This window comes from Pseudoalteromonas sp. CST2 (genome assembly GCF_028599385.1).
GTDB classification, from domain to species: Bacteria; Pseudomonadota; Gammaproteobacteria; order Enterobacterales; family Alteromonadaceae; genus Pseudoalteromonas; species Pseudoalteromonas atlantica.
Map to the genome: position 1 here is coordinate 292034 of NZ_JAQREO010000001.1, position 13703 is coordinate 305736.

At 43.1% G+C, this 13703-nt stretch carries 12 protein-coding genes; 9 read left to right on the forward strand and 3 right to left on the reverse strand.

All coding sequences use genetic code 11. From position 1 onward, the window contains the following. Positions 1-228: 228 nt before the first annotated feature. Together PSH41_RS01360 and PSH41_RS01365 are read right to left on the reverse strand one after the other, a co-directional pair. The gene (locus PSH41_RS01360) at positions 229-930 is read right to left on the reverse strand and encodes a glycerophosphodiester phosphodiesterase (protein WP_273588651.1); all 702 of its coding nucleotides are present in this window, start codon (positions 928-930) and stop codon (positions 229-231) included. Then, the gene (locus tag PSH41_RS01365; RefSeq protein WP_273588652.1) at positions 927-1793 is read right to left on the reverse strand and encodes a DMT family transporter; all 867 of its coding nucleotides are present in this window, start codon (positions 1791-1793) and stop codon (positions 927-929) included. The genes PSH41_RS01360 and PSH41_RS01365 overlap by 4 nt, the downstream gene beginning before the upstream one ends. A 158-nt stretch (positions 1794-1951) precedes the next feature. On the opposite strand from PSH41_RS01365, the gene PSH41_RS01370 reads away from it, so the two are divergent. From PSH41_RS01370 to rlmB, 5 genes are all read left to right on the forward strand, one after another. Continuing rightward, positions 1952-2122 (forward strand): hypothetical protein, encoded by a 171-nt coding sequence (locus tag PSH41_RS01370; RefSeq protein WP_264390527.1) that lies wholly within the window; start codon positions 1952-1954, stop codon positions 2120-2122. Then, positions 2119-3216, forward strand: coding sequence for a sensor histidine kinase (locus PSH41_RS01375; RefSeq protein WP_273588653.1), 1098 nt, complete (start codon positions 2119-2121; stop codon positions 3214-3216). Before PSH41_RS01370 ends, PSH41_RS01375 begins: the two co-directional genes overlap by 4 nt. A gap of 2 nt (positions 3217-3218) precedes the next feature. Next, positions 3219-3833, forward strand: coding sequence for a response regulator transcription factor (locus PSH41_RS01380; RefSeq protein ID WP_004587598.1), 615 nt, complete (start codon positions 3219-3221; stop codon positions 3831-3833). Positions 3834-3979: 146 nt separating this feature from the next. Beyond that, on the forward strand, positions 3980-6481 hold the full coding sequence (rnr, locus tag PSH41_RS01385) for a ribonuclease R (protein ID WP_029772011.1): 2502 nt from the start codon (positions 3980-3982) through the stop codon (positions 6479-6481). Beyond that, positions 6478-7221 (forward strand): 23S rRNA (guanosine(2251)-2'-O)-methyltransferase RlmB, encoded by a 744-nt coding sequence (gene rlmB / locus PSH41_RS01390; protein WP_029772012.1) that lies wholly within the window; start codon positions 6478-6480, stop codon positions 7219-7221. The genes rnr and rlmB overlap by 4 nt, the downstream gene beginning before the upstream one ends. Positions 7222-7420: 199 nt before the next feature. Here rlmB and PSH41_RS01395 read toward each other — a convergent pair whose 3' ends face one another. Then, entirely contained in the window at positions 7421-8269 is an 849-nt protein-coding gene (locus tag PSH41_RS01395; protein WP_054982828.1) for a LysR family transcriptional regulator, read from the reverse strand. Positions 8270-8395: 126 nt separating this feature from the next. Here PSH41_RS01395 and PSH41_RS01400 point away from each other — a divergent pair, with 126 nt between their 5' ends. From PSH41_RS01400 to gcvP, 4 genes are all read left to right on the forward strand, one after another. Further along, positions 8396-8995, forward strand: coding sequence for a hypothetical protein (locus PSH41_RS01400; protein ID WP_004587594.1), 600 nt, complete (start codon positions 8396-8398; stop codon positions 8993-8995). Positions 8996-9093: 98 nt separating this feature from the next. Then, the gene (gene gcvT, locus PSH41_RS01405) at positions 9094-10176 is read left to right on the forward strand and encodes a glycine cleavage system aminomethyltransferase GcvT (RefSeq protein ID WP_004587593.1); all 1083 of its coding nucleotides are present in this window, start codon (positions 9094-9096) and stop codon (positions 10174-10176) included. 72 nt (positions 10177-10248) lie between these two features. Beyond that, positions 10249-10638, forward strand: coding sequence for a glycine cleavage system protein GcvH (gene gcvH / locus PSH41_RS01410; protein WP_004587592.1), 390 nt, complete (start codon positions 10249-10251; stop codon positions 10636-10638). A 154-nt stretch (positions 10639-10792) separates the two neighbouring features. Beyond that, positions 10793-13684 carry an aminomethyl-transferring glycine dehydrogenase gene (gene gcvP, locus PSH41_RS01415; RefSeq protein WP_096042288.1) on the forward strand — a complete coding sequence of 964 codons (2892 nt, stop codon included), beginning with the start codon at positions 10793-10795 and terminating at the stop codon, positions 13682-13684. Positions 13685-13703 lie beyond the last annotated feature (19 nt).

A 13703-nucleotide genomic window follows, 5' to 3' on the forward strand; every position in this document is an offset into this window, starting at 1 on the left:
GTTGAACATGCGCTGCCCTTTGGTTCTGCCTAAGGGCGATAAACTCTTTGTTGCCTACATGGATGTAGGTAAGGGGCGTGAGCAGGACGCGGAAGCTTTACTCGGTTTTTACTTAGCCCACTAGGTTACAAGCCTCGCGCCGCGATTTAATCGCCCCTAGATTGAACAAATTTCAATCCGCAAAGATCATCACGCCCTAGCTAGATTATCGACTAAGTTACCGTTAACTCAAGTAATAATGTTTGCTAAATATTTTTTAGAGCGAGCGGGGTAATTAGTAAAAATACCATGCACCCCAATTTTTAGCATAAAATCCATGTCTTCTGGCCTATCTACGGTGTAGGCATAAACTTGCAGGCCTCGGGCTATGGCATCATCTACAAAAGCTTTATTTACAAAGCTTTTGTCTACATGAACACTATACGCATTTAACTGTTGAGCAAACTGTGCATAATTTAACGGAATTGATGAGGTTAACGCGCCAATGTGTAACCACGGTAACCTATTTTTAAGCCAATGAATTTGATGGTGATCAAACGACGACACTAAAATATTACCTTTAGTAATAACGCCTTTAGCAATATTGTTGTTTAAAATAGTGGCAAACTTTTCAAGCTCAAAGGTATGTTTAAGCTCTATATTGAGTAATGTTTTATTGTTATTCCAATCAAGTAATTGCTGTAGAGTGGGGATTTTCTCGCCGTTACCGGCATCTAACAGACTAAGTTGCTGCGCCGTAAAGTCGCTTACTTTACCGTGCCCGCTGGTGGTTCTATCTAGCCACGAGTCGTGTATGAGCATATAGTCATCAAGCGCACTTTGAATATCAACTTCAATGCCATCTACCCCTACATTTAAAGCTTCTAAAATAGCGCTTTTAGTGTTTTCTGGGTAATTGCCGCTTGCCCCGCGGTGCGCAAATATTTTCATTTTCTAGCCTTTTGAGTAATAGACCACGTTTCAAAACAGGCTGCACTGACTATAAGTGCACCGCCAATAAGTGTTAGTAGCGTTGGGCGCTCATGAATAATAACAATAGCCAACAAAGTGCCGTAAAGCGGCTGCAAGCACGAAATTAACCCCGCAGTAGCTGCCGATAAGTGCTTTAAACTCGCTGCAAACAGCGAGTGCGGTGTAGCGGTAAAAATAATACCCGCCACAGCAATTAAAATAAGGTCGTGGTTACTCACCTCATACACAGGGATCTTAATAAATGCGCAAAGCATAACACTTGCCACTAAGGTTTGATAAAACATGGTTTGTGGGCCGCCATACTGGCTAAAAAAGCGCTTATGGGTAATATTTCTAATCGAAAAAAACAAAGCCGAAACCACACCCATGATAACCCCTAAGGTTACATCGTCGCCTAAATTTGCGCTGGGTACGAGTAAATATATACCTAATACAACCACAGCTGCGCTTATGATATCTTTTGCTTGGGGCCTGCTTTTATTAAACAAGGGCTCTAAAAATACCGTCATTACTGGGTAGCTAAAAAAAGCCAGCATACCCACAGTGACGCCCGCCATTTGCATGCCTGCAAAGTAAGTAACCCAATGCATACCTACCGCTACACCTAAAAATAACGCAATGAGGTAATCTTTTGGTTTGTTTAACTTAATTTGTTTTTTTTGAAAATACAGCATAGCCAAAATCGCCATGCCAGCAATAGCGGTACGATACACCGTAATATCAATTGCATTTAACCCTATTAACTTTGCAAAAAGGGCGGTGCCCCCAAAAAGTAACACGGCAATATGTAAGTAAATCAGGCTTTGCTGTTGTGGCTGCATTTAAATGAGAACTCCTTTTTTTATTATCTTATCACTGGGTGCGAACTCACAGGATGAAATTTTTAAAACATGACAAATGTCAGCAAAGTTAATGACATTTCACACTCTTATTATTTTTTGGCTTTGGCATAGTTAACTTATCTTAATGGGAGGTGGCTATGAATACGTTAATTTTAATAAGTCTCGCTATTAGCGAGTTTTTAGAATCACTTAGCTTTAGTGTTTCAATAAATGATTACTTTATACTCATTAGTATTTTTGTGTTATTTATATTTATTAATAAAAATAATGTTATAAGCAATAACAATGAACTAGGGGCAGTGGCATGAGTACAACAAATACGCTTTCAAAGCCCAGTAATAAAAAGTTTTGGGAATACGCACCTTTAATTTTTACTGGGTTTTATTTGCTTCCGACTCTATTTAATCTATCTAACTTGCCAGTCAATACCATTGTAATGAGCGTGGCGTTTTATATTGTATTTATTTTGCTTTACATAAAAGCCATGCACTGTGAAACAAAGCGTATAACAACGCTGTTTGTTATTATGTTAGTGGTGTGTTTTAGCGCCACATTTTATACCACCGGGACCTCTACATTATTTGGTTTTATCGCGTTTATAGCTGGTGAGTCATACGCTAAAAAAAGCAGATTATATGCCGTTTTTAGCCTTATATTTACGGTTGCGTTAAGCGCCTATTTGGCAGATATAGCAAACATAAAATACTTTTTAGCAGGCACTTTATTAATATCAGGAGCGCTGCTGGCTTTTGGCATTGCAACCCAAAAAGAGCGCCTGCATAAAAAGCGCGAACAAGAAAGCGCTAACCAATTAGAGCAATTGGCCGCCATTGCTGAGCGCGAACGAATAGCGCGCGATCTACACGATATTTTAGGCCACTCACTATCATCTATTGCTTTAAAAGCTGAGCTTGCTAATAAGCTAAATCAAGGAGAGCGCTACGAACAAGCCAATAACGAAATAGCACAAGTAGCAGATCTGGCAAGGCAGTTACTTAGCGATGTAAGAAACGCCGTAAGCGATTTAAAACAACTTAATTTAATAAGCCAAATAGCCCAGCTTAAACAAAGGCTAATAGAGCAAGACTTTAACGTTAACTTTAATGTTGTATTAAATACCTTACCCCCTAAAGTAGAAGGGATCGCAGGGCTTATAATTAAAGAAGCGGTAACTAATTTATTACGCCATAGCAGTAATAAAAACGCCGAAATAAATATAGAGCAAACACAGCATCAGCTGCATATAAGTGTGGTTGATAACGCACCTTGCAGCACGTTAAACGCAGGCAACGGTTTAAATGGTATTAAAGAGCGTGCAGAGCAACTTAATGGCCATGCCACGTTTACCTGTGGCGATAAGTTTACTTTAAACGTAATGCTGCCAATTTCAGCTAAGGATTAACAATGATCAAAGTATATTTAGTGGAAGATCAAGCACTCGTGCGCGACGCTGTAGGGGCATTGTTAAGCCTTGATTTTAATATTGAAGTGATAGGCCAAGCCAGTAACGGCCAAGATGCCCTTAATGCAATAAAAGCACTGGCCGATGAGGCATTGCCAGACATAATTTTAACCGATATTGAAATGCCACACATGAGCGGTATAGAGCTAAGTGAGCAAATAGCGGCCACGTTCCCAACCATTAAAATGGTTATTATGACCACGTTTTCGCGAGCTGGTTATATTAGGCGCTCGCTCGCCCTAGGCGTTAAAGGTTTCATTTTAAAAGAAGCGCCAAGTGATGAGCTTATCAATGCACTTAAAAAAGTAATGCAAGGGCAAAAAGTTATAGATCCAGAGCTTGCCATTAACGCGCTTGACGATGCCGACCCGCTCACCGATAAAGAGCGCAAAGCACTTAAGCTTGCAAGCGATGGCTTAAAAACAAGCGACATAGCCAAACAGTTGTTTATAAGCGAAGGCACGACACGTAATTATTTATCCGATGCTATCGCAAAACTCAATGCCACTAACCGCGTAGATGCAGCGCGTATTGCAAAGCAAAAAGGGTGGTTATAATTGCGCTGATATTAAGTGATGATTAAGGCCATTAAGCGTATGTTTTACTTATTAAAGCGGTTTATTAAAAGTTTCATACGCTTTTACCTGTCTCATTTTACGTATATGGGTTAAAATACCTACATAACCAACTAACAAGATAGTGAATGTCAAACCAAGATCCAAATCTCAGCCGAGAACAAGAAAAGTACGAAAACCCAGTCCCTAGTCGTGAGTTTATACTTACTCACCTTCAAGAGCGTTCAAAACCTGCTAACTTCACGCAACTTTGTGATGAATTAGCTGTAAACGATACCGAACGCCAAATTGCATTTAAGCGCCGCCTTCGTGCCATGGAGCGCGATGGCCAATTGTATTTTAATAAGTTTAAATGTTACGCCCTAATTGACGAAGCCGGTTTAACCAAAGGCAAAGTAATTGGCCACAGAGACGGTTTTGGCTTTTTAGAAGTTGAAGGCGAGAGCAAAGATTGGTTTATAGCCAAGCATCAAATGAACATGGTGCTGCACGGCGACATCGTACTTGCTAAAGGCACAAAACGTGGCTCAGGCTCAAAATGTGATGCCCGCATAATTAAAGTACTCACCAACGAGCGCGCACCTATTGTAGGGCGTTACTTTGTTGAGCATGGTATTGCAGTTGTTGTAGCCGAAGACCCACGTATTACTCAAGATATTATTATTCTGCCAGGCAGTGAAAACGGCGCGCGTCATAACCAAATGGTGCAAGTGCAAATCACTCAAAATCCTAGCCGCAACATGAACGCGGTAGGTAAAATTATTGACGTACTGGGCGAGCATTTAGCGCCAGGTATGGAAATAGAAGTGGCACTGCGCAATCACGATATTCCTCATGTTTGGCCAGAAGAAGTAGAAGAACAAGTTGCCCATTTAGGTGAGTTTGTTGATGAAGCCGACAAACAAGGCCGTGTAGATTTACGCGATCTGCCACTGGTCACCATAGACGGTGAAGACGCCCGCGACTTTGATGATGCCGTATATTGTGAGCGTAAAAAATCTGGCGGCTGGCGCTTATGGGTAGCCATTGCCGATGTATCGCATTATGTAGGTATGAACACGCCGCTAAATAAAGAAGCGATTGCTCGCGGTAACTCAGTGTATTTTCCTGAGCAAGTAATTCCAATGCTGCCAAAAGTGTTGTCGAACGGTTTATGTTCGCTTAACCCTAAAGTAGACCGCCTTTGTATGGTGGCCGAAATGACGGTATCAGACGCAGGTAAGCTTTCGGGTTATAAGTTTTACGAAGCGGTGATGAACTCGCATGCGCGTTTAACCTACACCAAAGTAAATGCCATTTTACAAGGCGATGAAAAACTACGCGAAGAATACGCACCCGTAGTGCCACATTTAACTGACTTACAACAAATGTATATGGCGCTTAAATCGGCGCGCCAAACCCGTGGTGCTATTGAGTTTGAAACGCTCGAAACGCGTTTTGTATTTAACGCACACCGTAAAATAGAATCAATTGTGCCAGTTGTTCGTAACGACGCGCACAAACTGATTGAAGAATGTATGATTTTAGCCAATGTATCGGCGGCTAAATTATTAGAAAAACACGAAGCCAGTGCGCTTTACCGTGTGCACGATGAGCCAGATCAAGAAAAACTAGGTAACTTTACTCAGTTTTTAAGTGAGCTTGGCATTCAAAGCACATTAAGCGATGAGCCAACACCGAAAGAAATTACCCAAGTGTTAGCCCGTTTAGGCGACCGCCCAGAGGCCGAGCTTATTCAAACCATGCTGCTTCGTTCAATGAAGCAAGCGGTTTATCAGCCAGATAACATAGGCCACTTTGGCTTGGCGCTGCCTGCGTATGCACACTTTACCTCACCGATTCGCCGTTACCCTGATTTAGTGGTACACCGTGCAATTAAAGCGGTAATAAAAGCACAAGGTCAGCAAACATCGGGCGCATACGCGTACACCGATGATGAAGTAGACCAACTAGGCGAGCAGTGTTCGACCACCGAGCGCCGCGCAGACGACGCAACGCGTGAAGTTGCCGACTGGCTTAAATGTGAGTTTATGCAAGACCACGTGGGTGATGAGTTTAACGGGGTTATTTCATCCGTTACTAACTTTGGTTTATTTATACGCCTAGACGACTTACAAATTGATGGCCTGATCCATGTTACTAATTTAGGTGATGAATACTTCCATCATGATGGTGCAAAACACACCCTAATTGGCGAGCATACACATACCGTTTACCGCCTTGGCGATAAAGTAACGGTACAAGTTGCTTCGGTAAGTTTAGATGAGCGCCGTATAAATTTAACGCTCAGTGGTGATGTGGCTCAAGACAGATACGCGCGTCGCCGTGGCTCAGCTAAAGGAGCAGGGCGCGGTAAATCAAGCCATGCACCAGCAAGTGTAAGATCGCAGCTTAAAGCGGGTAAAATCCCTGGAAAAAACACATCAGGCGATGAAAAACCCAAAGCTGGTAAAAAACCAGCCAGTAAAAGCAAAGGCAAACCAGCGGGTAAGTCTGGCGCAAAACCAGCCGGTAAAAAAGCCGCTGAAACCACCGCTAAGAAAAAACCGAAAAAAAAGGCAGTTAAAAAGCCTAAAAGACCAGGCAAAAATGCCCGTAAACGTAATAGCCCAGGAGCAAACAATACGTGAGTAATGAATTAATTTTTGGCTTTCACTCTGTTGAAGCAATTTTAGCAAAAGAGCCAGAGCGTTTTTTAGAAATTTATGCCCTAAAAGGTCGTGATGATAAGCGCTTATCCCCGATTATTAATGAAGCACGTAAATTTGGTATTTCTGTACAATTTATGCAGCGAAAAGCGCTAGATAACAAAGCAAACGATGAGCAGCACCAAGGTATTATTGCCAATGTAAAAGCTGCGCGTGTTTACAACGAAAAAGATTTAGATGAGATCATTGCTCGCGAAGACACGCCGTTTTTATTAGTACTTGATGGCATAACCGATCCGCATAATTTAGGTGCCTGCCTACGTAGCGCAGATGCAGCAGGTGTACACGCTATAATTGTACCTAAAGATAAGTCGGCCAAGCTTAACGGCACAGCACGAAAAGTAGCCTGTGGCGCAGCCGAAACCGTACCGCTTATTCAGGTAACAAACCTAGCGCGTACGCTTCGCGAAATTAAAGACGCAGGCGTATGGGTTGTTGGCACCGCTGGCGAAACAGACACCCATGTGTTTGATGCAAACCTTACTGGGCCAATGGCAATAGTAATGGGAGCAGAGGGCGAGGGCATGCGCCGTTTAACGCGTGAGCATTGCGACGTGTTAGTTAAAATTCCGATGGCAGGCAGTGTTTCTAGCTTAAATGTATCGGTAGCCACCGGTATTTGTTTATTTGAAGTGCTACGCCAACGTAACGTAAATAACTAATATCCAGTTGCTTAATTAATATTTTTATTATTAGGCAGCTAAACGTGTCGATAGGCAAAAATTCGTTATTTAATCGTTCAAATGAGGGTTTTAGTTAGCGCCAGGTTTAGCTTACAAAACGCCGAGGTTATTTTAACCTCGGCGTTTTTTATGTAGCGTAGTTGGTAATTTTACAGGTTAAGCAAATCGCCAACGCGCACTAATAGCCTAAACGTAATGCGATAAACTCAGCGAGTTTGTCTACTGCATGCTCCGACTCCCCACCGCTTTTTATTAAGCTAATACCTATGCTACCAAGAGCTGGTAAATATTTACTTTGCGCCTGAAAATTAAGATCGCTTGGCACCGTACTTTTAGCCAGTACAGTAATACCTAAGCCTTCTTTTATGGCGGCTATTAATCCGGTTAAATCGGCATTGCTGTAAACAATTCGGTATTTTATATTGGCACTTTTAAGTGCATCTGTAGCGCGGCGCCTATAAATACAGCCCTCGGGCGCGGTGACTAAGGTTACTACCTCATTTTTTGCCTGTGCTAGGTCGCCCACCCATACTAGCTCGTCTTGCATAAAAATAGGGAACTTGTCTGAATTAAGGCGCTCGTTAAGCGCTAAAACAAGATCAAATTGATCTTGCCTTGAGGCCGACAGCAAATGTTTACTTAAACGCGATTTAACCTCCAGCGATACCTCAGGATAAAGCGAGACAAAATCACCAATAATAGAGGGCAAAATACGTGCTGCAAATTCGCTAGGAATACCCAAGCGCACTTTACCGGTTATGCTCTCTGAGGTGAACTGCTGCAAAATAGCATCGTTATACTGCATCATTTGTTTTGCCATAGGCAAAAGTAGCTCACCGTACTGATTAAGCACTTGGCGCTGGCCCTGTTTTTTAAATAATTTATAACCGAGTAAATCTTCAAGGCGTTTAATTTGCAAGCTTACCGCAGGTTGCGATAACCCCAGTAGGTCGCCGGCTTTTGCAAATCCACCTACCTCAACAACCATTACAAAGGTACGCAAACTGTCGGTTGATATGTTTTTCATATTTAAAATTACAATTTATATAGCTACATATATAAGTATTATTTATCAATTGATAAATAATTACAATTTGTTGTTGTCACAGTGGCGCAATATACTTTTGGTATCAAAAATACACAGGTGTTTGTTATGACTTTTAACCCAATAATGTTTGCCCGCCACAGCAATGCTGCAAGTGCAGTTACCAATGCCGTGCAAGCAAATAACAACCTCGTTGTAATGGATTTTAGTGGCAGTGAAACCAGTGTATTTTTAAGCACTATTTTAGGGTTAGATCTCACAAAGCTTACAGCCAGCGGCTTAGGCCTAAAAGGCACGCTTGATGGCGATTTAAATTCTGATTACAGCTTTGCCGTTTATTACTTTAGCGAAACCGCATTTAGATTTGTATTACCGCACAGCGCAAGCTTGCAATTACAAGCACTGATAAACGAGCAGCAACTTCGTTTTGATATTGATTATGTACTACGTAGCGACCTTGCAACTCTTGCGCTGTGTGGAGCAAACGCATTTGATACCTTAATTAGCGCGTTTAAATTAACGCCAGGGCTGCGTTTATCTAACCCACAACTATGCTATGGCGCGCAAAGCGGCGAAGTATTTATTACCGCCATAGATAAAAACGACGAACAGCACTTTGTGTTAGTAGCCAAGCAACAAGAACTACAAAAATGGCAACAGCACTTACAAGCACAAGGTTTTGCCCTAATGCAAAACGAAGCTGCCTAATACATAAAATAACCGGTAAACATAACCGTGTTTGCCTGTTTAGTTAAATCTATTTAAGCCACGCCCGCACAGGGTTAATTTAAAAGTGAAGGAATGTTATGACTTCTAAAACTGTACTACATGCTAAGCACCTTGAAGCAGGCGCAAAAATGGTTGATTTTCATGGCTGGGAAATGCCAATCAACTACGGCTCACAAATAGAAGAACACAATGCAGTGCGTACCGATGCAGGTATGTTTGACGTATCACACATGACCATTGTTGATATTGAAGGCGAACAAGCAAAAGCATTTTTACGTAAGTTAGTAGCAAACGACGTAGCAAAATTAACCGTACCAGGTAAAGCGCTTTACACGGGCATGCTTAACGAGCAAGGCGGCGTAATAGACGATTTAATTATTTACTACTTTAGCGAAACGTTTTATCGCTTAGTGGTAAATTCTGCCACCCGCGAAAAAGATTTAGCTCACTTAGCTAAAGTATCTGCCGACTTTACAGTAACCGTAACTGAGCGCCCAGAGTTTGCAATGATTGCAGTACAAGGCCCTAATGCAAAAGCAAAAACAGCCACACTTTTAAATGCTGAGCAACAAGCAGCCGTTGAAGGCATGAAGCCGTTTTTTGGCGTACAAGTGGGTGATTTATTTATTGCCACAACGGGTTATACTGGCGAAGACGGTTACGAAATTGTAGTACCGAACGAGCAAGCAGCCGATTTATGGCAACAACTGCTAGATGCAGGTGTAGCGCCAGCCGGTTTAGGTGCACGCGACACGCTACGTTTAGAAGCAGGTATGAACCTTTACGGCCTAGATATGGACGAAAGCGTATCGCCACTTGCAGCTAACATGGCATGGACTATTGCATGGGAACCAGAAGATCGTGACTTTATTGGTCGTGACGTACTTGTTAAGCAACGCGCCGAAAAAAGCACCCATAAACTTGTTGGTTTAGTGCTTGAAGAAAAAGGCGTATTGCGTAGCGGCTCAAAAGTAATTGTTGAAGGTGGAGAAGGGGTAATTACCTCAGGTACTTTCTCACCAACACTTGGTTTTAGTGTAGCTCTTGCACGTGTACCGCGTTCAACAGGGGATACAGCCCAAGTAGAAATGCGCAAAAAATTAGTTAACGTTAAAGTAGTAAAGCCTAGCTTTGTACGTAACGGCAAATCAATCATTTAAAAATTTGGTTATACCAATCACAATAATTATTGTGATTGGTATCCTCCCAATATAAACCAAAGGAACAAAATAATGAGCAATATCCCTAGCGATTTAAAATACGCCTCTTCTCACGAGTGGGTTCGCAACGAAGGTGATGGTACATTTACTGTGGGTATTTCTGAGCATGCGCAAGAGCTGCTTGGCGACATGGTATTTGTAGAACTACCAGAAGTAGGCGATGCAGTAGATGCAGGCGAAGACTGTGCAGTAGCAGAGTCGGTTAAAGCTGCATCAGACATATACGCACCAGTTGGCGGCGAAATTGTAGCGATTAACGAAGAGCTAGAAGACGCACCAGAAACGGTTAACAACGACCCATACGGTGACGGCTGGTTATTCCGCATTAAAGCAACTGACGAGTCAGAGCTTGAAAACCTACTTAGCGCAGAAGACTACGCTAACACAATCGACGAAGAGTAATACTCTAAGTAGATGACAAAAGCCCCATTCACTGTTTTTGGGGCTTTTATGATTTAACGGCCTACTTCCCATACACAGTACGTTATTAAATCATCACATATTTTAATCAATACTAATGACCCGTTAGTATTTAGGATCATAGGAATCTAGACGCATGTCAAACGCCAAATCTCTTGAACAGTTAGAGCAAAAGCAAGATTTTATTCGCCGCCACATTGGGCCAAGCCCAGCACAAGTAAGCGATATGCTAAGTGCTTTAGAAGTATCAAGCGTGCAAGAGCTGATCGACCAAACTGTACCTGCAAGCATTCGCTTAGCGCAGCCATTAACAGTTGGCGAAAGCCGTACTGAAGTTGAAACACTAAGCTACTTAAAATCGGTAGCAAGCAAAAATAAAGTTTTCAAATCGTACATTGGCCAAGGCTACCACCCAACGCACGTACCGCACGTAATTTTACGTAACGTACTAGAAAACCCAGGTTGGTATACTGCGTACACGCCATACCAGCCAGAAATTGCGCAAGGGCGTTTAGAGTCGTTATTAAATTTTCAAACTATGACCCTAGATTTAACAGGCCTAGATTTAGCAAGTGCCTCGTTACTTGACGAGTCAACCGCTGCTGCTGAGGCAATGGGCCTTGCAAAACGTGTATCTAAAGCTAAAAAAGCCAATGCCTTTTTTATTGCCGACGACGTACACACACAAACAATCGACGTAGTAAGCACCCGTGCTGAGCAGTTTGGTTTTGAAATCATTGTAGGTAAAGCAGAAGATGCCGTTAACCACGACATTTTTGGCGCACTTTTCCAATACCCATCTACAACAGGTGAAGTAGTCGATATAACCGACCTAATTGCCGGCGTACAAAGCAAAAAGGCCATTGCCTGTGTTGCTGCCGACATTATGAGCTTATTACTACTAAAAGCACCGGGTAAATTAGGTGCCGACGTAGTACTTGGTTCGGCCCAGCGTTTTGGTGTACCTATGGGTTACGGCGGACCACACGCTGCATTTTTTGCAACGCGTGATGCATACAAACGTTCATTACCAGGGCGTATTATTGGTGTATCTAAAGACCGTTTAGGTAACGACGCACTACGTATGGCCATGCAAACGCGCGAACAACACATTCGCCGCGACAAAGCCAACTCAAACATTTGTACAGCGCAGGTACTACTTGCCAACATGGCCGCGTTTTACGCGGTGTACCACGGCCCACAAGGCTTAAAAACTATCGCGCAGCGTATACATCGCTTTGCTGATATTTTAGCTGCAGGCCTAAAAGCTAAAGGTGTAGCACTTAAACACAGCACCTGGTTTGATACGCTAACAGTAGTAAGCGACAGCAAAGATGATGTAATAGCACGTGCACTTGCCAAAGGCGTTAACTTTGCCACCAACCACGACGGCGAGTACTCTATTTCGGTTTCAGAAACCACCACACGCGCCGATGTAGCTGAGCTATTTGATATTGTACTAGGTGAAGGCCATGGCCTAAGCGTAGATAGTATTGCAGCCGATATTGAAGCAAACGGTAGCGACTCTATTCCAGCTAGTTTAGTACGTGATGACGAAGTATTAACGCATCCAAACTTTAATAGCTACCACAGCGAAACAGACATGCTTCGCTACATTAAGCGCCTAGAAAACAAAGATTTAGCGCTTAACCACTCAATGATCTCGCTAGGTTCATGTACCATGAAACTAAACGCGACCGCTGAGATGATCCCAATTACATGGCCTGAATTTGCAAACTTGCACCCATTCTGCCCGCTCGATCAGGCTGAAGGTTACCAAATAATGATTAACGAGCTGCACGACTGGCTAGTTAATATTACGGGGTACGATGCAGTTTCACTACAGCCAAACTCTGGCGCACAAGGTGAATACGCAGGCTTAATTGCTATTCGTAAATACCACGAGTCACGTGGGGATGCACACCGTAACGTATGTTTAATTCCAAGCTCAGCGCACGGTACTAACCCTGCATCTGCGCAAATGGCCAGCATGAAAATTGTAGTGGTTGATTGCGATAAAAACGGTAACGTAGACATGGCCGACCTAAAAGCGAAAGCTGAAGAAGTGTCTGAAAACTTATCGTGTATTATGATCACATACCCATCTACACACGGCGTTTACGAAGAAACCATTCGTGAAATTTGTGACATTGTGCACGAGCACGGTGGTCAAGTTTACATGGATGGCGCAAACATGAACGCGCAAGTAGGCGTAACAAGCCCAGGCTTTATTGGCTCAGACGTATCGCACTTAAACTTGCACAAAACGTTTTGTATTCCGCACGGTGGCGGCGGCCCAGGTGTAGGCCCAATTGGTGTTAAATCGCACCTTGCGCCATTTATGCCAAACCACAGCGTAATTAACGTACCGGGTACAAACATTAACAACGGTGCAGTATCAGCAGCGCCTTACGGCTCAGCCGCTATTTTACCTATTTCATGGGCTTACATTACCATGATGGGCTCAGAGGGCTTAAAACAAGCCACTGAAATGGCGATTGTGAATGCTAACTACTTAACGCACGAATTAAGCCAGCACTTCCCAATTTTATACCGTGGCCGTAACAACCGCGTTGCGCACGAATGTATTGTTGACCTACGCCCACTTAAAGAGCAATCAGGCATTACTGAAATGGACGTCGCTAAGCGCTTGCAAGATTACGGCTTCCATTCACCAACTATGTCGTTCCCAGTAGCGGGCACGTTAATGATTGAGCCAACTGAATCTGAGTCAAAAGGCGAGATAGACCGTTTTATCGAAGCTATGGTGTCAATCAAAGGCGAAATCGACAAAGTAATCTCTGGCGAATGGTCAATCGAAAACAACCCGCTTGTGTTTGCACCGCACACACAAGCAGACGTGTTAGGTAACGAATGGGACCGCGCGTACGACCGTTTTTACGCTGCATTCCCAGTGCCTTCAGTAGCAAAAGACAAGTTCTGGCCAACCGTTACACGAATAGATGACGTATACGGCGACCGTAACTTGGTATGTTCATGCCCAGCGGTTGAGACATATCGCGACTAAGAGTTGATGTAGGTTGCGA